This is a genomic window from Actinomadura sp. NAK00032 (assembly GCF_013364275.1).
In the GTDB taxonomy this organism is placed as follows: Bacteria; Actinomycetota; Actinomycetes; order Streptosporangiales; family Streptosporangiaceae; genus Spirillospora.
This window is the reverse complement of record NZ_CP054932.1, coordinates 6352970-6375551: the sequence shown is the minus strand read 5'-3', so window position 1 is coordinate 6375551 and position 22582 is coordinate 6352970. Positions and strand designations below refer to the sequence as shown.

At 69.3% G+C, this 22582-nt stretch carries 2 protein-coding genes; both read right to left on the bottom strand.

Annotation, left to right across the window (positions count from 1 at the left end; translation table 11 throughout):
• Positions 1-41: 41 nt before the first annotated feature.
• Positions 42-10811 carry a type I polyketide synthase gene (locus HUT06_RS29215; RefSeq protein WP_176198643.1) on the bottom strand — a complete coding sequence of 3590 codons (10770 nt, stop codon included), beginning with the start codon at positions 10809-10811 and terminating at the stop codon, positions 42-44.
• Positions 10811-22582: a type I polyketide synthase gene (locus HUT06_RS29210; protein ID WP_176198642.1), complete on the bottom strand. Its 11772-nt coding sequence runs from the start codon at positions 22580-22582 to the stop codon at positions 10811-10813. Before HUT06_RS29210 ends, HUT06_RS29215 begins: the two co-directional genes overlap by 1 nt.

The following is a 22582-nucleotide window of genomic DNA, read 5'->3' as shown; positions in this document are numbered from 1 at the left end:
CGGGCGCGCCGCCCGGCCGGGCGGCGGCGGAGCAGGGGTGTTCACAGCGTCAGGACCTCGATGTCCGCCGACTCGTCCGCGTCCTCGCCGGCGGACATGACGTTCCGCACGGCGAGCTGGCGGCAGATGGTCTCCGCGATCTCCAGCGCGGTGCCGCCGCCGAGCAGCAGATCGGCCGGGACGTCGGACGCGAAGTCCGCCTGGAGCCACTGCCGGAGCCTGACGGTCGACAGGGAGTCGAGGCCGAGCATGTTGAGGTGCGTGCGGGCGAACCCGGCCGCCGCCTGCTCGCGTTCGGCGCCGGCCATCCCGAGGACCATCGCCACCCGGTCCAGCAGCTCGCCGAGCACGGCGTCGCGGGCGGCCTCGGGGTCCTTGAGCGACAGCGCCATCAGCTCCTCCAGCCGCTCCTGATCCAGCGGCCCGGCCCCGCCCGGGTCGGCGGGCAGGACGTCCGCGAGCAGCGTGTAGGGCGACGCGGCCGGTGCGGCCGCCGCGTACCGGGTCCAGTCGACCGCGGCGAGGCCCACGTGCGGCGCGGCGCCGGACGGCAGGTCGGCCAGCGCGCGGAGCGCGAGTTCGGTCGGCAGCGGCTCGATCCCCGACGCCTCCAGCCGCTCGCCCAGTTCCCGGCGCGCCACCATGCCCGTCTCCGCCCACGGCCCCCAGCTCACGCTGACGGCGGGCAGGCCCTCGTGCCGCCGGAGCGCGGCGAGCGCGTCCATGAAGGCGTTGCCGGCGATGTAGTTCGCCTGCCCCGCCGAGCCGATGAGCGAGGCCAGCGACGAGAACAGCACGAAGAAGTCGAGACCGTCCCCGCGGGTCTGGCGGTGCAGGTGCCAGGCTCCCCGCGCCTTCGGGTCCATGACGGCCTCGAAGCGCCTCCGGTCGAGTTCCGTCAGCAGGCCGTCGTCCGTCACCCCGGCGGCGTGGACGACGCCCCGCAGCGGCGGCAGGTCCCGGCGGACGGACGCCAGCAGGTCCGCGACGCCGTCCGCGTCGGCGAGGTCTGCCTTGCGCAACTCGACCCGGACGCCCCTGGCGCGCAGGTCCGCGACCGGTGCCGGCGTCTCGTCGGGGAGCGTGCGGCCAGCGAGGACCAGCGAACACGCCCCCGCGTCGGCGAGCCGCCCGGCGACCGCGAGCCCGAGCCCGCCCAGCCCGCCGGTGATGAGGTAGGTCGCGTCGCCGCGGACCTCCAGCATGCGGTCGCGGGCCGCCGACGACGGCGTCCGGGCGAGGCGCGCCTCGAACCAGCGTCCGTTCCGCACGGCCAGATGGCCCGAGCCCGCGAGCGCCGCGGCGCGCCTGAGCAGGGTCCCGACCGGCGGCGCCGGTTCCGCGGGGTCCAGGTCCAGCTGCACGCACTTGATCGCGGGGTGTTCCGCGACGACCGCTCTGGCCGCCGCCGTCCAGACGGCCTGGGCGGGGTCCGGCGGGCCGTCCTGGCCCCGGGGTGCCACCGCTCCGGCGGAGCAGACGATGACCGGCGGGAGGGCGTCGGCGAAGCCGCGCAGGACGTGCCTCAGCACGGTGAAGCCGCGCCGTGCCAGCCGGTAGGCCGCATCGGGGCGGTCGTCGTCGAGCGGACGGCCATCGGCCGCGCCGCCCTGGATGATCAGCCCGCCGACCGGCGTTCCCTCGTCGCGCAGGGCGCGGACCGCGCGCTCGACCGCGTCCCCGAGCCCGTCCTCGCTCCCGTTCTCGGTGCCGTCCTCGTGCAGGAGGATCGCGGTCTCGCCGAGGTCGGCGAGCTGGTCGCACCAGTCCTGGGCACGGTGGCGGTCGATGCCGAAGACCAGCCAGGGACCGGCCGCCCGGACGGCGTCGCCGGCGTCCGTCCGGCCGGTGAAGGGCCGCCACTCGATCGTGTAGGGGCGCGGCCGCGTGCCGGACAGGCCGGCGAGCGCGGCGGCCGGGACGCGGCGGAGCCGGAGGCCCGCCAGCTCCGCCAGGACCGCCCCGGCCTGCGAGAACACCTCCAGATCCAGCACGCGGTCACCGGAGTCCCGCGCCTCCCGCAGGCGCATGCGGCACAGGACGCGGGCGGGCAGCGCACCTCGCGCGCGGACGCGGTCGACGGCCGCGGGGAGCCACAGCGCGTCGTCGTCGGCGGCGAACGCGGCACCGACGTGCAGGCAGGAGTCCAGGACACGCGGGTCCAGGATCCAGGCCCCGTCGCCGTCCGCCGCGCTCTCGCACTCGACCAGGCCGAACGCGGTGTCACCGTCGCGCGACAGCTCCCGGAGCCCGCGGTACGCGGGACCGTGCTCCACACCGGCGGCGCGGAAGCGCTCGTACACGGCGTCCGCGGCCTCGGCGCTCATGCGGGGCCGGACGTCGGCGATGTCGAAGTCGATGTCGGTGCCGAAGTCCTCGGCGGCGCCGGCGGCATCCACCGTCACGTGCTCGGTCCACGCCGTCCGCGGTGCTCCTTCGGTGCGGCTGAAGCACCGCAGCGCGCGGGACTCGCCGGAGGAGTCGACGACCGTCTGCGTCGCGAGCGGCAGCTCCTCGGCGAAGTGCAGGAAAGTGTGGAACTCGACGCCGTCGAGCGCCCATGCCCGCGCATCGGACCCGGCTGCTTCACGCAGCCCGGACAAGGCCCAGTCGATCATCGCCGCAGCGGGGACGACCGGAGTCCCCATCAGCCGGTGATCGCTCAAGAACAGGGAATCGCCGGATTCGACCGCGCCCGTGAACCACTGCCTTTGTGCATCCGCGAGATCTACTTCTGTGCCGAGCAGGGGATGCGAAGCCGAATTGTTCGGAGTTTGCGTCGGCGCGCCATTGCTCTTTGGTGTGTGGAGCCAGTGGGTGTGGTGTTGGAAGGGGTAGGTGGGGAGGGGTGGTGTGGGTGTGTTGTGTGTGGGTGTGTTGTGTGTGGGTGTTTTGGTGGGGGGTGTTTTGGTGGTGGGTGGGTTGGTGTGGGGTGGGTGGGTGGTGTGGTGGTGGGTGTGGAGTTGGTTGAGGGTGTGGTGGAGGTTGTGGGTGTTGTTGTGGTGTTTGTGGAGGGTGGTGATGGTGTGGGTGTTGGGTTGGGTGAGGGTTTGGTGGGTGGGTGGGGTGAGGGTGGGGTGTGGTCCGATTTCGAGGTAGGTGGTGGTGTGGTGGTTTTGGAGGTGTTCGATGGTTTGTTGCCAGTGGGTGGTGTGGGTGAGGTGGTTGGTCCAGTAGGTGGGGTTGGTGAGTTGTTGGGTGGTGGCTTGTTGGCCGGTTCGGGTGGAGATGATGGGGGTGTGGGGTGGGTGGTAGGTGAGTTGTTGGGTGGTGTGGTGGAGTTGGGGGAGGAGGGGTTTGAGGAGGGGGGAGTGGAAGGGGTGGGAGACGTTGAGTCGGGTGGTTTTGTGGCCGTGTTGGTGGAGGAGTTGGGTGATGTGTTGGAGGGTGTGGTGGTCGCCGGAGATGGTGGTGTTGGTGGGTGAGTTGATGGCGGCGATGTTGATGGTGGGGTGGTTGTGGGGGTCGATGTTCAGGTGGGTTTTGAGGAGGTGGGTGAGGTGGTGGTGGTTTGTGTTGGTGGCGTACATGGTGCCGCTGTGGGGGCCGGTGGTGGGGTGGGTGTTGGTGAGGTGGGCGCGGGTGGTGATGAGGGTGGCGGTGTCGGTGAGGTCCAGGACGCCGGCGAGGTGGGCGGCGGTGATTTCTCCGATGGAGTGTCCGGCGAGGTAGTGGGGGGTGATGTTGTGGTGGGTGAGGGTGTGGTGGAGGGCGGTTTGGATGGCGAAGATGGCGGGTTGTGTGTAGAGGGTGGTGTTGAGGAGTTGGGCTTGGGGTGTGTGGGGTGGTGCGAAGAGGATGGTGTGGAGTGGTTGGGGGAGGTGGGGGTCGAGGTGGGTGATGGTGTGGTCGAGGTGGTGGGCGAAGTGGGGGTTGGTGTTGTAGAGGTGGTGGCTCATTTGTGGCCATTGGGAGCCTTGGCCGGTGTAGAGGAATGCGAGTTTCCCGTTGGGGTCCAGGTCGGGTGGTGTGACGGTGAGTCCGGGTGCGGGCTGCCCGGACGCCACACCTTCCAGTCCGGCGCGCAGGTGCTCGATGGTTGTTCCGGTGATGGCGGCGCGGTGGTGGAAGATGCTGGTGCGGTGTTGCAGTTGGTGGGCGATGGCCAGGGCCGTGAGTTCGGGGTGCCGGTCGAGGTGGTCGAGGAGTTGGTGTGCTTGGGTGCGGAGTGCTTCGGGGGTTTTGGCTGACAGGCGCCAGTCGAGTTGTGGTGGTTCGGTTTCGGTGATGGATACTTCGATGAGTTCGGCTGCGGGTGGTTGTTCGAGGATGAGGTGGGCGTTGGTGCCGCTGATCCCGAAGGAGGAGACGGCGGCTCGTCGGGGACGGTCGAGTTCCGGCCACGGCCGCGCCTCAGTAAGAAGTTCGACGGTTCCCGAATCCCAGGTGATGTGGGGAGAGGGCTTGTCGACGTGAAGGGTTTGCGGCAGGTATCCGTGATTGATCGCCTGGACCATCTTTATGACGCCTGCGACGCCGGCGGCGGCTTGGGTATGGCCGATATTCGATTTGAGAGACCCCAGATAGAGGGGTTGATTATCAGAGCGGTTTTCGCCGTAGGTGGCGAGGAGGGCGTTGGCCTCTATGGGGTCGCCGAGTGCTGTTCCCGTGCCGTGTGCTTCGACGGCGTCGATCTGGTCGGGGGTGAGGTGTGCTTTGGTGAGCGCTTGGCGGATGACGCGCTCTTGCGAGGGGCCGTTGGGTGCGGTGAGGCCGTTGGAGGCGCCGTCCTGGTTGATCGCCGATCCGCGGATCACGGCCAGGATGTGGCGGCCGTTGCGTTGCGCGTCGGAGAGCCGTTCCAGCAGGACGAGGCCGGCGCCTTCGGCGCCGACGGTGCCGTCGGCTGTGGCGGCGAAGGGTTTGCAGCGGCCGTCGGGGGCGAGGCCGCGTTGGCGGCTGAACTCGATGAACAGTCCTGGTGTCGACATGACGGTGACGCCGCCGGCGAGTGCGAGGTCGCATTCGCCGCCGCGCAATGCCTGTGCGGCCAGATGCAGGGCGACCAGCGACGAGGAACACGCGGTGTCGACTGTCACCGCCGGACCCTGAAGCCCCAGCGAGTAGGAGACGCGACCGGAGATCACACTGGCCGCACTCCCATTGCCGATGTACCCCTCGTACTCTGCGGGCAGATCGTTGAGGCGGGTGGCGTAGTCGTTGTACATGACGCCGGTGTAGACGCCGGTGGCGGTGTCCTTGAGGGTGGTGGGGTCGATGCCGGCGCGTTCGATGGTCTCCCAGGCGACTTCGAGGAGGAGTCGCTGTTGCGGGTCCATGGCGGTGGCTTCGCGGGGTGAGATCCCGAAGAACGCGGCGTCGAACTGGTCGGCGTCGTGGAGGAATCCGCCCTCGCGCGCATACGACTTGCCGGGCGCGTCCGGGTCGGGGTCGAAGAGGGCGTCCAGATCCCACCCACGGTTCTCAGGGAACGGAGTGATGGCGTCCGCGCCGTCGGCCACCAAGTCCCAGAGTTGCTCGGGGGACGACACCCCGCCGGGGTAGCGGCACCCCATCGCCACGATCGCGATCGGCTCATCGACCGGACCGCGGACGAGGCCTGCTGTGTGCGCGGCCTTTTCGCCTTGGAGCCGCTGACAGAGGTAGGAGACCAGCGCCTGCGGTGTGGGGTGGTCGAAGACGAGGGTGGTGGGCAGCCGCACGTCGGTCGCTGCGGCGAGCCGGTTGCGAAGTTGGAGCGAGGTCAGCGAGTCGAACCCCAGATCCTTGAAGTTCTCGGTGAGCGCGACGGCGTTCGGATCGGTGTGGCCCAGAACATCCGCGATGTTCGCGCGCACCAGGTCCAGGAGCGACTGCTCCAGTTCCGGACCGGCGAGACCGGCGAGACCGGTGAGCCGCCGGGAGGCTTGGGAGCCCGGGCCGTCGGCGCGGCCGGTGACATGGCCCGGGGCGAGGGCCCGAAGCAGAGGGTGCCGTTCCCCGTGCCTGCGGATGGTCCGGGTGTTGATCTCGGCGGGGACGAGAGCCGGACCGCGATGGGCGAGTGCCCTGTCGAACAGCTTGAGCGCCCGGTCGGGCGTCAGGGGGATGAGGCCGGTGCGGGCGATCCGTGCACGGTCGTCCTCGGTGAGGTGGCCGGTCATGCCGCTGGGCTGGTCCCAGAGTCCCCACGCGAGACTGATGGCCGGAAGACCCTGCGAATGGCGGTGGTGGGCGAGCGCGTCCAGGAAGGCGTTGGCCGCCGCGTAGTTCCCCTGCCCGGGAGAGCCGATGGTTCCGGCGAGTGAGGAGAACAGGACGAACGCACCGAGATTCTTGTCCTTGGTGAGTTCGTGCAGGTGCCAGGCACCATCGAGCTTGGGACGCAGCACCGCCTCCAGCGCCCTGGGGGTCAGCTCGGAGACCGTGCTGTCGTCGAGGACGCCTGCGGCGTGGACGACCGCGGTGAGCGGGTGTTCGGCGGGGACGGCGTCGATCAGGGCGGTGAGCGCTTCGGCGTCGGCGATGTCGCAGGCGGCGATGGTGACGTCCGCCCCCAGGCCGGCGAGTTCCGCCCGCAACTCGGCGGCTTCGGGGGCGTCGGGCCCGGACCGGCTGGTGAGCAGGAGCCGCCGCGTGCCGTGATGTCCGGTGAGGTGCCGGGCGATGGCGGCGCCGAGCGTTCCGGTGCCGCCGGTGATCAGGACAGTGCCGTCCGCGCAGAAGGGGCCAGGATGGTGACGGCCGTCTTCGTCGCCGGTGGAAGTTCTGGTGAGGCGCGGCACGAACAGGCGGCCGTCGCGAAGGGCCAGCTGCGGTTCTCCGGTGGCCACTGCGGTCGAGATCGCGGTGGAGGATTTCGGGTGCCCGTCGAGATCGATCAGCGTGAAGCGGTCCGGATGTTCGAGTTGGGCGGTGCGGACCAGACCCCAGATCACGGCATCGGCCGGATCGTCGACTGCGTCCTCCGCTCGAACCGCGACCGACCGGTGGGTGAGGATGACCAGCCGCGAGGCGTCTGCCTGGTCCAGGGACAGCCAGGCTCGCAGCGCGCTCAGCACCTCATGCGCGGCGTAGTGTCCGGCGGCGGGAACGCTCTCGGACCTACCGGTGGACGGCGTCCAGACCACCACTTCGGGTAGTGATGACCCGCCATCGGCGGCGGCTTTCAACGCGTCGAGATCCGTGTGGTGGGCCTCGTCCGGCGAAGGCCCGGCCGGGCTGTCGGCCTTCAGCTCCTGCCACTCCACCCGGAACAGCGAGCCGCGCTGGTCCGCGTTCGCGGAGAGCTGCGCCTCGGTCACCGGAAGCAGAGCGAGGTCTCCGATCGCCGCGATGACCCGCCCCCGGATGTCGGAGGCGGTGATGCGGTACCGGCCGTCTTCGGTGGGTTGGAGGTGCGCGCGGAGGGTGGTGGTTCCGGCGGTGTGGAGGGTGACGTTCTGCCAGGTGAAGGGGAGCCTGAGCTGCTCGTCCGTGGAGCCGGTGAGAGCGAGGGGGTGGAGTGCGGCGTCGAGAAGTGCGGGGTGGATGCCGTATCCGGTGGTGGCGGTGTCGTCGGGGAGGACGGCCTCGGCGTAGAGGTCGTCGCCGTTCCGCCAGGCTCGGGTGAGGCCCTGGAAGGTGGGACCGTAGTCGTAGCCGCGCTCGGCGAGGCCGCCATAGAAGCCGGTCAGATCGATGGGCACCGCATTTTGCGGTGGCCAGTTCTCACCGTGGGGGGCCACGGCATCGGCCGACGCTGAGAGCGTCCCGCTGGCATGGCGCGTCCAGTCGGTGGTATCGCCGTGCCTGGTCGGCCGCGAGTGGACGCTGATGGTGCGCCGGTCGTCGTTGTTCGGCGGTCCGACGGTGACCTGAAGATCGACGCCGCCGTTCTCGGGCAGGCACAGCGGGCTTTCGAGGACGAGTTCCTCGACGTGCGGAACGCCGGTGCGGTTTCCGGCATGCAGTGCGAGCTCAACGAACGCCGCGCCGGGGACCAGAACGATGTCGTGGACGGCGTGCTCGGCCAGCCAAGGGTGCGTGCGCAAGGAGAGGCCGCCCGTGAACAGGCAGGCGCCCGTTGCGGAGATCTCCGTGACCGCGCCGAGAAGGGCGTGCTCTGCGGACTCCAGTCCCAAGGCTCGCGTGTCGCCGCCGGCGGGTGACATGTCGAGCCAGTGGGTGTGGTGTTGGAAGGGGTAGGTGGGGAGCGGCGCGGTCTCGGGGTTGTGTGGCGTGTAGAGGGGCGCGTAGTTGGTGGTGTGGAGTTGTGCGGTGTTGTTGAGGAAGTGGGTGTGGGGTGGGTGGTCGCGGTGGAGGGTCGCGATGGCGTGGGCGTCGGGGTGGGTGTGTTGGATGGCGGGGACGAGGATGGGATGCGGGCTGATTTCGATGTAGGTGGCGGGGGCGTTGTCGCTGAGGTTTTTGAGGGTGGTTTCGAATTGGACGGTGTTGCGGAGGTTGGTGTGCCAGTACTCGGCGGTCAGGGCTGTTGTGTCGTGTTGTTGGCCGGTGACGGTTGAGTGGAAGGGGGTGGTGGCGGTGGTGGGGGTGATGTCGGTGAGGTTGTGGAGGATTTGGGTTTTGAGGGTGTCGACGTGGGGTGAGTGTGAGGCGTAGTCGACGGGGATGGGCCGCGCGTCGATGTCGTGGTTCTTGTAGTGGTCGATCAGTTGGTGGATGGCGTCTGGTGTGCCGCTGACGGTGGTGCTGTGCGGGCTGTTGATGGAGGCGATGTAGGCGTGGTCGGGGAGGTTTTTTTCGACCTCGTGGGCGGGTTGGGGGATGTGGGCCATGGCGCCGGTGCCGGCGAGTGTGGTGAGGGCTTTGGCGCGCAGCGCGACGGTTTTGGCGGCGTCGTCGAGTGTGAGCGCTCCGGCGATGTGGGCGGCTGCGATTTCGCCTTGGGAGTGGCCGATGACGGCGTCGGGGTGGATGCCGTGGGATTGCCAGAGGCGGGCGAGTGCGGTCATCACGGCGAACAGCGCCGGTTGCACGACGTCGACCCGGTCGAGATCTGGCGCGCCGTCTCGTTGGTGGAGCAGGTCGAGCAGGGACCAGTCGGTGAAGGGGGCCAGTGCGTCGTGGCAGGCCTGGATGTGGTCGGCGAACACCGGTGAGGTCTGGAGGAGTTCGGTGGCCATGCCGGGCCACTGCGATCCCTGACCGGGGAACACAAAAACGATCTTGTTGTCCCCGTCAGTGGCGGCAGGGGGTGTGAGCGTTAGTCCTGGTGCGGTCTGGCCGGTGGCGAGTGCGTGCAGGCCGTTACGGAGGTCGTCCAGTCGTGTTCCGGTGATGACGGCGCGGTGGGGGAGGGCGGCGCGGGCGGTGGCCAGGGTGTATCCGACATCGACCGGGTCGAGGTCGGGGTGACGGTCCAAATGCTGCAAAAGCCGTTGAGCCTGCGCGCGTAGGGCGTCTGGGGTCTTGGCTGACAGCGGCCAGGCAAGCGCGGGCGCCGGCACTCCTGACCTGGCCTGGGCGGGTTCGGCTGCCGGTGCCGGAGCTTGTTCGAGGATGAGATGGGCGTTGGTACCGCTGACCCCGAAGGACGAGACGGCGGCACGGCGCGGCCGGTCGACCTCCGGCCATGGCTGAGCCTCGGTGAGCAGGGAGACGGTACCGGCTTCCCAGTCCACTTCTGGATTGCCCTCGCGGACGTGCAGGGTCTGGGGAAGGAGACCGTGGTTGATGGCCTGGACCATCTTGATGACCCCGGCGACCCCGGACGCGGCCTGCGTGTGCCCGATGTTGGACTTGATCGAGCCCAGGTAGAGCGGCTGGTCCTGTGTGTGTCGGGTCCCGTAGGTCGCGAACAGCGCGTTGGCCTCGATCGGGTCGCCCAGCGCGGTGCCCGTCCCGTGGGCTTCGACCGCGTCGATCTGGTCGGGTGAGAGCCGGGCATGGGCCAGGGCATCGTTGATGACGCGTTCCTGCGACGGACCATGGGGTGCGGTGAGGCCGTTGCTGGCGCCGTCCTGGTTGACCGCCGAACTCCTGATCACGGCCAGGATCGGGTGACCGTGCTTGCGGGCGTCCGACAGCCGTTCCAGCAGAAGCAGGCCGACGCCCTCCGACCATCCCGTGCCGTCGGCCGAGGCGGCGAAGGACTTGCAGCGGCCATCGGCCGCCAGCCCCCGCTGGCGGCTGAACTCGACGAACAGGCCCGGCGTGGACATGACGGCGGCACCGCCGGCGAGAGCGAGGTCGCATTCACCGGTGCGCAGGGAGTGGGCGGCCAGGTGCATCGCCACCAGAGAGGAGGAGCAGGCGGTGTCCACCGTGACCGCGGGCCCCTGCAGGCCCAGGGTGAAGGAGACCCGGCCGGACGCCACGCTCGTGGCCTTGCCGGTCATGAGGTAGCCGCCGTAGTTCTCCGGCGCTTGGTGCAGGTGGGGGCCGTAGGGCTGGAAGACGACGCCGGTGAAGACTCCCGTCCGGCTTCGCTTGAGAGAAGGGGGTGCGATGCCGGCGCGTTCGATGGTTTCCCAGGCGACTTCGAGGAGGAGCCGTTGCTGGGGGTCCATGGCGGTGGCTTCGCGGGGCGAGATCCCGAAGAAGGCGGCGTCGAACTGGTCGGCGTCGTGCAGGAACCCGCCCTCTCGCGCATACGACTTGCCGGGCGCGTCCGGGTCGGGATCGAAGAGGGCGTCCAGATCCCAGCCGCGGTTCTCAGGGAACGGGGTGATGGCGTCCCGGCCCTGCTCGACCAGTTCCCACAGGTCCTCCGGGGACGAGACTCCGCCGGGGTAGCGGCATCCCATCGCCACGATCGCGATCGGCTCGCGGGCGCGCTCCTCCACCTCGTGGAGCCGTTCGCGGGTCTCCTGAAGGTCGGCCGTGACCCGCTTGAGGTACTCGAAGAGCTTTTCCTCGTTGGCCATCACTTGCTCCCCTCGGCCTTGTCGCCGTGGTCGTTGTCGTTCATGCCGCGATCGATGAGCGCGAAGAGGTCCTCGGGCCGGCTCGTGGCCAGGATGGTGCGGGTCATGCCGGGGCCCGGCGGCTCCTGCCCGGACAGCCGCCGCAGCAGGCCGTCGAGGCGGGCGCGGAGGTCGCCGGGGAGCCCGCCGATGTCGAGCCCGCCGGCGAGACCCGCCTCCAACCGGTCGAGTTCGGCGAGCAGCGCCGCGCCGGGAGGCGGCGGTTCGGGGACGAGTCGCGAACGCAGATACCCGGCGAGTTCGTCCGGCGTCGGATGGTCGAAGACGAGCGTCGCCGGCAGGCGCGTGCCGGTCGCGGTGCCCAGCCGGTTGCGCAGCTCGACCGCGGTCAGCGAGTCCAGCCCGAGCTCCTTGAACGTGCTCCCGCGGCCGATGTCCGTCGCGTGGTGTCCGAGGACCGCGGCGACCTGGCCGCGCACGGTCTCCAGGAGGAGTTCGTCCTGCTCGTCCGGCGCAAGGGACGCCAGGCGCATTCGCAGGTCGGGGGGCGGCTGATACGCGGCGGCGGCCGACTGCTTCCGGCCGCCCCGCACCAGCCCCTGGAGCAGCGGGGGGATCGTGCCGTTCGCGGCCGCAACCCCGAGCGCCCGGACGCTGATGGCGGCGGGAACGAGCGTGGGGCCGGGGTGGTCGAGCGCGGCGTCGAAGAGCCGGAGGGCCTGGTCCGTGGGAAGCGGGCTCAGCCCGTTGCGGGCGAGCCGCGCGTGGTCGGTCTCCGTGAGATGGGACGTCATTCCCCCGGACTGCTGCCAGAGTCCCCAGGCGAGGCTGACGGCGGGCAGCCCCCGGGTGCGCCGGCTGTGGGCGAGGCCGTCCAGGACGGCGTTCGCGGCGGCGTAGTTGCCCTGCCCCGGGGAGCCCAGGGTTCCGGCGATCGAGGAGAACAGGACGAACGCGCTGATGTCCAGGTCCTTGGTGAGCTCGTGCAGGTGCCAGGCCGCGTCGGCCTTCGGACCGAGCACGGTGTCGAGCCGGTCGCCGGTGAGGTCGGTGAGGACGGTGTCGTCGATGACGCCCGCCGCGTGGACGACGGCGGTGAGCGGACGCTCCGCCGGGATGGAGGCGATCAGATCGGCGAGCGCGGCCGGGTCGGCGGTGTCGCAGGCGGCGACGGTCGCGTCGGCGCCCCGGTCGGCGAGCTCGCCGAGGAGCCCGGGGACTCCTTCCGCCTCCGGGCCGGAGCGGCCGGCGAGCAGGAGATGCCGCGCGCCGTGGTGTTCGGCCAGATGGCGGGCGACGGTCGAGCCGAGGCTCCCGGTGCCGCCGGTGATCAGAACGGTGCCGTTGGGATCCAGCGGGGCCGGGACGGTCAGGACCACCTTGCCGATGTGCCGGGCCTGACCGAGGTGGCGGAGCGCTCGGCCCGCGTGCCGGATGTCCCAGGCCTCGATCGGTGGCGGGACGAGCGAGCCGTCCTCGAACAGCGGGGCCAGCGCGGCGAGCATCTCGCTGATGCGCCGGGGAGGCGTCTCGTGCAGGTCGAACACGTGGTACGCGACGCCCGGATGCTCGTCCTCGACCCGCGCGGGGTCCCGGACATCGGTCTTGCCCATCTCGATGAACCGGCCCCCGGGACCGAGCAGCCGGAGGGAGGCGTCAGTGAACTCGTTGGCGAGGGAGTTGAGGACGACGTCCACACCGCGTTCGCCGACCAGGCCGCGGAACCGCGCCTCGAAGCCGAGCGTGCGGGAGGACGCGCAGCGCGCTTCGTCGATCCCCTGCTCCGCCAGCGCGTGCCACTTCTCGGGGGAGGCGGTGGCGAGCACGTCCACACCCCAGAGCCGGGCGAGCTGGAGTGCCGCCGAGCCGACCCCGCCCGTCGCGGCATGGACGAGCAGCGTTTCGCCCTGTCGCAGCTCTGCCAGCTCCTTGAGCCCCTGGTAGGCGGTCAGGAACACCACGGGCACCGCGGCCGCCTGGGCGAACGACCATCCCGCGGGGACGCGGGTGACGAGCCGGCGGTCGGTGACCGCCAGCGGGCCGACGCCGTCCTGGAACAGGCCCATCACGCGGTCTCCGGGCGCCAGGTCCCTCACATCGGGCGCGGCCTCCATGACGACACCGGCGGCTTCGCCGCCCACGCCCGTGCGGTCGTTCACCATGCCAAGGCCGGTGAGCGCGTCCCTGAAGTTGAGGCCCGCCGCGCGGATCGCGACGCGGATCTGCCCGGGCGCCAGCGGAGCCTCCGCGTCCGGCCAGGAAGCCGCCACGAGATCGTCGAGCGTGCCCGGCGTGCGGTTCTCCAGCCGCCAGGGAACCGGCCCGGCGGGCAGGTCGAGACCCGTGCCGGGTTCGGTCGTGCCGATCCTGGGGACGAGTAGACGCCCGCGCCGGACGGCGACCTGCGGTTCCGCGCTCGCCAGCGCGGCGCCCATGGCGCCGATCGATGCGGGGGCGCGGTCGACGTCGATGATCGTCACGCGTCCGGGATGCTCGATCTGCGCTGTGCGGGCCAGCCCCCAGACCGTCGCCTGGGCCAGATCGTCGACGCCTTCGTCGAGGCCCGTGGCGACCGCGCCCATCGTCAGGAGGACGAGACGGCGCCCGGCGTGGCGGTCGCCGCCGAGCCACGTGCGCAGCGCACCGAGTGTCTCCTTGGCGACGCCGTGCACGGCCGCCGGAACGCCGCCGGCCGAGGACCGCGGGCACCACAGCAGCGTCAGTTCCGGCAGCGGCTCCTCGGCGTCGACGGCCTTGCCGAGCGAGGCCAGATCCGGGTGCACCTGCGCCGCAGCTTCCGCGAGCCCCCGCGCCGCGCCGTCACCGTGGCCGCCGACGAACGCATAGGACGGCCACGGGCCTTCCGGGTCAGGATCCGCAAGTACCTGCCAGGTCAGCTCGAACATGGTCTCGCGGCGAGCGCCCCCCGCCGAGCGGAGCCGTTCCGGCGCGATCGGACGCACGTTGAGCGCGCCGACGAAGAGAACAGGCCTGCCTTCGGCATCGGTGGCGGTGATGTGGACCTGGTCGTCGGCGGTGGGGTGGAGGTGTGCGCGGAGGGTGGTGGCGCCGGTGGTGTGGAGGGTGACGTTCTGCCAGCTGAAGGGGAGCTTGATGGGGTCGGCGGCGGCCTGGGCGAGTCCGAGGGGGTGGAGTGCGGCGTCGAGGAGTGCGGGGTGGAGGCCGTATCCGGTGGTGTCGGTGCCGTCGGGGAGGGTGATCTCGGCGTAGAGGTCGTCGCCGTGTCGCCAGGCGCGGGTGAGGCCGCGGAACGCCGGGCCGAAGTGGTAGCCGCGTTCGGCCAGGTCGTCGTACGCACCGGTGAGATCGATCGGCGCGGCGGCCGCCGGTGGCCATTCGGACGGCGGCGACGGCGGGGGAGCCGGGGCCGGAGAGCCGGACAGGGCACCGACCGCGTGCCGCACCCACGCGGTGCCGTCTTCGCCGTCGACGGGCCTGGTGTGGACGGCGATGGTCCGCCGCCCGTCGTCATCCGCGGGCTCGACCGTGATCTGGAGATGCAGGGAGCCTTCGTCAGGGATGACCAACGGGCTTTCCAGCGTCAGCTCTTCGATGTGCGGAGCGCCGGTGTGAGCGCCTGCGTGCAACGCCATTTCGACAAGCCCGCTGCCGGGGACCAGTACCGAATCGACGATCGCGTGGTCGTTGAACCAAGGCTGTGAGCTGAGCGAGATCTTGCCGGTGAAAAGGACCGCGCCGGAATTCGATATCTCGGTGGCCGCCGCCAGGATCGGATGGCCCGTTGTGTTGAGTCCGAGGCTTTCAGCGTCTTTATTGTGGTTGTTTGTGTGGAGCCAGTGGGTGTGGTGTTGGAAGGGGTAGGTGGGGAGGGGTGGTGTGGGTGTGTTGTGTGTGGGTGTTTTGGTGGGGGGTGTTTTGGTGGTGGGTGGGTTGGTGTGGGGTGGGTGGGTGGTGTGGTGGTGGGTGTGGAGTTGGTTGAGGGTGTGGTGGAGGTTGTGGGTGTTGTTGTGGTGTTTGTGGAGGGTGGTGATGGTGTGGGTGTTGGGTTGGGTGAGGGTTTGGTGGGTGGGTGGGGTGAGGGTGGGGTGTGGTCCGATTTCGAGGTAGGTGGTGGTGTGGTGGTTTTGGAGGTGTTCGATGGTTTGTTGCCAGTGGGTGGTGTGGGTGAGGTGGTTGGTCCAGTAGGTGGGGTTGGTGAGTTGTTGGGTGGTGGCTTGTTGGCCGGTTCGGGTGGAGATGATGGGGGTGTGGGGTGGGTGGTAGGTGAGTTGTTGGGTGGTGTGGTGGAGTTGGGGGAGGAGGGGTTTGAGGAGGGGGGAGTGGAAGGGGTGGGAGACGTTGAGTCGGGTGGTTTTGTGGCCGTGTTGGTGGAGGAGTTGGGTGATGTGGTGGAGGGTGTGGTGGTCGCCGGAGATGGTGGTGTTGGTGGGTGAGTTGATGGCGGCGATGTTGATGGTGGGGTGGTTGTTGGGGTCGATGTTCAGGTGGGTTTTGAGGAGGTGGGTGAGGTGGTGGTGGTTTGTGTTGGTGGCGTACATGGTGCCGCTGTGGGGGCCGGTGGTGGGGTGGGTGTTGGTGAGGTGGGCGCGGGTGGTGATGAGGGTGGCGGTGTCGGTGAGGTCCAGGACGCCGGCGAGGTGGGCGGCGGTGATTTCTCCGATGGAGTGTCCGGCGAGGTAGTGGGGGGTGATGTTGTGGTGGGTGAGGGTGTGGTGGAGGGCGGTTTGGATGGCGAAGATGGCGGGTTGTGTGTAGAGGGTGGTGTTGAGGAGTTGGGCTTGGGGTGTGTGGGGTGGTGCGAAGAGGATGGTGTGGAGTGGTTGGGGGAGGTGGGGGTCGAGGTGGGTGATGGTGTGGTCGAGGTGGTGGGCGAAGTGGGGGTTGGTGTTGTAGAGGTGGTGGCTCATTTGTGGCCATTGGGAGCCTTGGCCGGTGTAGAGGAATGCGAGTTTCCCGTTGGGGTCCAGGTCGGGTGGTGTGACGGTGAGTCCGGGTGCGGGCTGCCCGGACGCCACACCTTCCAGTCCGGCGCGCAGGTGCTCGATGGTTGTTCCGGTGATGGCGGCGCGGTGGTGGAAGATGCTGGTGCGGTGTTGCAGTTGGTGGGCGATGGCCAGGGCCGTGAGTTCGGGGTGCCGGTCGAGGTGGTCGAGGAGTTGGTGTGCTTGGGTGCGGAGTGCTTCGGGGGTTTTGGCTGACAGGCGCCAGTCGAGTTGTGGTGGTTCGGTTTCGGTGATGGATACTTCGATGAGTTCTGCTGCGGGTGGTTGTTCGAGGATGAGGTGGGCGTTGGTGCCGCTGATCCCGAAGGAGGAAACGGCGGCTCGCCGAGGACGATCGAGCTCGGGCCACGGCCGCGCATCGGTGAGCAATGAAAGTGTGCCCGTGCTCCAGTCGACCTCCGGATTTCCTTCCTCTGCATGAAGGGATTGAGGTAGGTATCCGTGATTGATCGCCTGGACCATCTTTATGACGCCTGCGACGCCGGCGGCGGCTTGGGTATGGCCGATATTCGATTTGATCGAGCCGAGATAGAGCGGCTGGTCGCGGTCATGACCGTAGGTGGCGAGGAGGGCGTTGGCCTCGATGGGGTCGCCTAGGGCGGTGCCGGTGCCGTGTGCTTCGACGGCGTCGATCTGGTCGGGGGTGAGGTGTGCTTTGGTGAGCGCTTGGCGGATGACGCGTTCCTGGGAGGGGCCGTTGGGTGCGGTGAGGCCGTTGGAGGCGCCGTCCTGGTTGATCGCCGATCCGCGGATTATGGCCAGGATGTGGCGGCCGTTGCGTTGCGCGTCGGAGAGCCGTTCCAGCAGGACGAGGCCGGCGCCTTCGGCGCCGACGGTGCCGTCGGCTGTGGCGGAGAAGGGTTTGCAGCGGCCGTCGAGGGCGAGGCCTCGTTGGCGGCTGAACTCGATGAACAGTCCTGGTGTCGACATGACCGTGACGCCGCCGGCGAGTGCGAGGTCGCATTCGCCGCCGCGCAATGCCTGTGCGGCCAGATGCAGGGCGACCAGCGACGACGAACACGCGGTGTCGACCGTCACCGCCGGGCCCTGAAGCCCCAGCGAGTAGGAGACGCGACCGGAGATCACACTGGCCGCACTCCCATTGCCGATATGTCCTTCGTAACCTTCGGGCGGTTGGAGAAGACGAGCGCCGTAGTCGTGATACATGGCGCCTGCGAAGACTCCGGTCCGGCTCGCTTGGAGGCTGGTGGGGTCGATGCCGGCGCGTTCGATGGTCTCCCAGGCGACTTCGAGGAGGAGCCGTTGCTGGGGGTCCATGGCGGTGGCTTCGCGGGGCGAGATGCCGAAGAACGCGGCGTCGAACTGGTCGGCGTCGTGGAGGAACCCGCCCTCGCGCGCATACGACTTCCCTGAGGCATCGGGGTCGGGATCGAAGAGGGCATCTAGATCCCAGCCGCGATTGTCGGGGAACGGGGTGATGGCGTCCCGGCCCTGCTTCACCAGCGTCCAAAGGTCTTCGGGTGAGGAGACCTCGCCCGGGAACCGGCACCCCATGCTGACGATGGCTATCGGCTCATCGGGTGCGGCGGAGGTGGCGGGCGCGGCGCTGGTCCCGCGCTCCCCGTGCAGCCGCTGGTGGAGGTGGAGAGCCAGGGCTTCGGGTGTCGGATGATCGAACACCAGCGTGGCGGGCAGTCGCAGGCCGGTCGCCTCGGCGAGCCGGTTGCGGATCTGTATGGCGGTCAGCGAGTCGATCCCGAGATCCTTGAAGGCGTGCGCGGTCTCGACGTGTTCGGGACGCTCATGACCCAAGACCGCTGCGGTGGTGGCCCGCACCAGCTCGTGGAGGCCCTCCTGGTCGAGGACGGGCGAGCCAGGTTCATGCGCTGCGGGACGTGCGGCGGCGCGTTGCCTCTGGAGTTTCCTGATGTTGATGTTGGCGGGGACCAGCACGGGTTCGGCCTCGGCCAGAGCGAGGGCGCTGTCGAAGAGACCGAGAGCCTGGTCGTCGGTGAGCGGGGCCAGACCGGACCGGGCCATGAGGTGGTGGTCTGTCCCGGTCAGGTGAGCGGTCATGCCGCTCGCCCGACTCCAGAGTCCCCAGGCGAGACTGACCGCGGGCAGGCCCAGGACGCGGCGATGGCGTGCGAGCCCGTCCAAGAAGGCGTTGGCCGCCGCATAGTTCCCCTGCCCGGGAGAGCCGAGAGTCCCGGCCAACGAGGAGAACAGGACGAACGCACCGAGGTCCTTGTCCTTGGTGAGCTCGTGCAGATGCCACGCCGCGTCGACCTTGGGAGTGAGCACACGATCGACCTGAGCGGGGTCGAGGGCGGTGACGGTGGCATCGTCGATCGTCCCTGCCGCGTGGACGACGGCCGTGAGGGGATGCTCGGCCGGGATCCCGTCGAACAGCGCGGCGAGCGCGTCACGGTCTGATGCGTCGCAGGCGGCGATGGTGACCGATACGCCCAGTGCGGCGAGCTCGGCCTCCAGCGCGCCGGCCTCCGGAGCGTCGGGGCCGGAACGGCTGGCGAGCAGAAGGCGACGCACGCCGTGTACCTCGGCCAGGTGCCGGGCGACGGTGGCGCCCAGTGTGCCGGTCCCCCCGGTGACCAGGACGGTGCCCTCCGGATCGAGCCCGCGGACCTGCCCGCCCTCGTCGGAGCGGACTTGGACGAGGCGCGGGGCCGAGACCTGTCCCTTGCGGATCGCCAGCTCCGGCTCGTCCGTGCGGAGCGCCAGGCGCAGCGAGGCGAACGAGGCGCGGTCATCGTCGATGTCGATGAGGACGATGCGGCCTGGGTGCTCTGCCTGGGTGCTGCGGACCAGGCCGCGGGCCGCGACCTGAGCGAGATCGTGGATCACGTCGTCCGGCCCGGTGGCCACCGCTCCGCGCGTGACGATCACTAGCTGCTGATCGGCCGACCGGTCCTCGGACAGGAACTCCTGAAGGAACGCCAAGGTCTGGTGCACCACACGCCGGGTCTCTCCCACGGTGTCGGCGTCGGAGGTCCGCGGGCACGGCCAGACCACGAGGTCGGACGCAGGAGCAGGGCCATCGAGGGCGGAGGTGAGAGCCGCAAGGTCGGGGACCCGCATCGCGGCGGCGGCGTCACCCGGACCGAACGGCTCGGTCTCCTGCGCGCCGACCAGAACGTAAGAGCGGGCCTGCGCTGACGTGGGACCGAGCTGGAAAGGCTCCCAAAGTCGCTTGAACAGAGGCCCCTGCCGGCTGTCGGCGTGTATCGAAAGCTCGGCCGACTCGATAGGCCGGGTGCCGAGCAGGCCGACGGTGACAACGGGCCGATCCTGTACGTCGGTGACGGTGATCCGGTATCGGCCGTCCCCAGTGGTCCGCAGGTGCGCCCGGACAGCGGTGGCTTCGGTGGCCCCCAGGGAGACGTCCCGCCACACGAACGGCAGTTGGACCTGCTCGTCACCGGCGGCAGCCGGGATCAGCACATGGAGAACGGCGTCGAGGAGTGCGGGATGGACACCGTACCCCGTGGTGTCGGTGTCGTCGGGGAGGACGGCCTCGGCGTAGAGATCGTCGCCGTTCTGCCAGGCTCGGGTGAGGCCCTGGAAGGTCGGACCGTAGTCGTAGCCGCGCTCGGCGAGCCGGTCATAGAGACCTGTGAGGTCGCGGGCCGTCGAACCTGCGGGGGGTGACGAGTCGGCCGCGGACGCATCGGCAAGCGCCCGTCGCGTGAGCGCGCCGAACGCATGCTGTGTCCAAGGCGCCTGACCATCGGCGGTGACCGGACGCGAGTGGACGCTGATGGCACTTCGGCCATCGTCATCGTGTGGTTCGACGGTCACCTGAAGGTCGACGGCGCCCTCTTCGGGCAGGCACAGCGGACTCTGAAGGGTGAGCTCCTCGATGTGCGGCAGGCCCGCCCGCTCGCCGCAGTGCAGTGCGAGGTCGACGAACGCGGTTCCGGGGAACAGGACGGTGTCGTGCACCGCATGGTCGGCCAGCCAAGGATGAGTCCGGAGCGAGACGCGGCCCGAGAACAGGACGACGCCGCTGTTCGAAATCTCGGTGACCGCGCCGAGGAGAGCGTGGTCCGGAGATTCGAGTCCCAGATCACCAGCGTCACTGATCTCGCGTTCTGTGTGGAGCCAGTGGGTGTGGTGTTGGAAGGGGTAGGTGGGCAGGGGTGTGGTGTGGGGGTTGTGTGGTGTGTAGAGGGGTGTGTAGTTGGTGGTGTGGAGTTGTGCGGTGTTGTTGAGGAAGTGGGTGTGGGGTGGGTGGTCGCGGTGGAGAGTCGCGACGGCGTGGGCGTCGGGGTGGGTGTGTTGGATTGCGGGGGTGAGGATTGGGTGGGGGCTGATTTCGATGTAGGTGGTGTGGTTGTCGTGAATGTTGTTGAGGGTGGTTTCGAATTGGACGGTGTTGCGGAGGTTGGTGTGCCAGTACTCGGCGGTCAGGGCTTGGGTGTCGAGTTGTTGGCCGGTGACGGTTGAGTGGAAGGGGGTGGTGGCGGTGGTGGGGGTGATGCCGGCGAGGTCGTGGAGGATCTGGGTTTTGAGGGTGTCGACGTGGGGTGAGTGTGAGGCGTAGTCGACGGGGATGGGTCGCGCGTCGATGTCGTGGTTCTTGTAGTGGTCGATCAATTGGTGGATGGCGTCTGGCTCACCGCTGACGGTGGTGCTGTGGGGGCTGTTGATGACCGCGATGGTCACGCCCTGGGGGAGGTTCTTTTCGACTTGGTGGGCGGGTTGGGGGATGTGGGCCATGGCGCCGGTGCCGGCGAGTGTGGTGAGGGCTTTGGCGCGCAGGGCGACGGTTTTGGCGGCGTCGTGGAGGGTGAGGGCTCCGGCGATGTAGGCGGCTGCGATCTCGCCTTGGGAGTGGCCGATGACGGCGTCGGGGTGGATGCCGTGGGATTGCCAGAGGCGGGCGAGTGCGGTCATGACGGCGAACAGTGCCGGTTGGACGACGTCGACCCGGTTCAGGTCGGGTGCGTTGTCTCGTTGGTGGAGCAGGTCGAGTAGGGACCAGTCGGTGAAGGGTGCGAGTGCGTTGTGGCAGGCCTGGATGTGGTCGGCGAACACCGGTGAGGTCTGGAGGAGTTCGGTGGCCATGCCGGGCCATTGCGATCCCTGGCCGGGGAAGACGAAGACGATCTTGTTGTCGCCGGAGGCTGGCGGTGTGAGCGTCAGTCCCGGTGATGTCTGCCCGGCGGCAAGTGCGTGCAGGCCGTTACGGAACTCGTCCAGTCCGGTTCCGGTGATAACGACGCGGTGGGGGAGGGCGGCGCGGGCGGTGGCCAGGGTGTATCCGACATCGACGGGGTTGAGGTCGGGGTGACGGTCCAGGTGGTCCAGCAACCGTTGAGCCTGCGCGCGGAGCGCTTCGGGAGTTTTCGCAGACAGCGGCCAGGCAAGCGCGTGCGCGGCTATCGCCGCACTGGCTTGTGTGCGGGCGGGTTCGGTCTCGATCGCGGGGGCTTGTTCGAGGATGAGGTGGGCGTTGGTTCCGCTGACTCCGAAGGAGGAGACGGCGGCACGGCGGGGCCGGTCGACCTTCGGCCACGGCTGTGCCTCGGTAAGCAGTGCGACGGACCCCGAGTCCCAGTTGATGTGGGGGGAGGGCTCGTTGACGTGCAGGGTCTGGGGAAGGAGACCGTGGTTGATGGCCTGGACCATCTTGATGACCCCGGCGACGCCTGCCGCAGCCTGCGTGTGCCCGATGTTGGACTTGAGGGAGCCCAGGTGAAGCGGCTGGTCGCGGCGCCGACCGTAGGTGGCGAGCAGAGCGTTGGCCTCGATCGGATCACCGAGTGAGGTTCCCGTGCCGTGGGCCTCGACCGCATCGATCTGGTCGATGGTGAGTTCGGCATTGGCTAGAGCCCGCCGGATGACGCGTTCCTGTGAGGGGCCGTTGGGTGCGGTGAGGCCGTTGCTGGCGCCGTCCTGGTTGACCGCCGAACCCTTGATCACGGCAAGGACGTGACGGCCGTGACGCTGAGCGTCCGACAGCCGTTCCAGCAGCACCAGGCCGACGCCCTCCGACCATCCCGTGCCGTCGGCCGAGGCGGCGAAGGACTTGCAGCGGCCGTCGGCCGCCAGTCCGCGCTGCCGACTGAACTCCAGGAACGTGTTCGGCGTCGACATGACGGTGACTCCGCCCGCGAGCGCCAAGTCGCATTCACCGGTGCGCAGGGAGTGGGCGGCCAGGTGCATCGCCACCAGAGAGGAGGAGCAGGCGGTGTCCACCGTGACCGCAGGGCCTTGCAGCCCCAGGGTGAACGAGACCCGGCCAGACGCGACGCTGCCCGCGCTGCCATTACCGATGTGCCCCTCATAACCACGAGGCGGTTGGGGGAAGCGCGACCCGTAGTCGTGATACATGACGCCGGTGTAGACGCCGGTGGCAGTGTCCTTGAGGGTGGTGGGGTCGATGCCGGCGCGTTCGATGGTCTCCCAGGCGACTTCGAGGAGGAGTCGCTGCTGGGGGTCCATGGCGGTGGCTTCGCGGGGTGAGATCCCGAAGAACGCGGCGTCGAACTGGTCGGCGTCGTGCAGGAATCCGCCCTCGCGCGCATACGACTTCCCCAAGGCATCGGGGTCGGGGTCGAAGAGGGCGTCCAGATCCCACCCACGGTTCTCGGGGAACGGGGTGATGGCGTCCCGGCCCTGCTCGACCAGCTCCCACAACCCCTCGGGCGACGACACTCCGCCGGGGTAGCGGCACCCCATCGCCACGATCGCGATCGGCTCCCGGGCGCGCTCCTCCACCTCGCGCAGTCGTTGCCGGGTTTCGCGAAGATCAAGGGTCGCCCGCTTGAGATACTCGCGGAACCTGTCATCGGTCGTCAT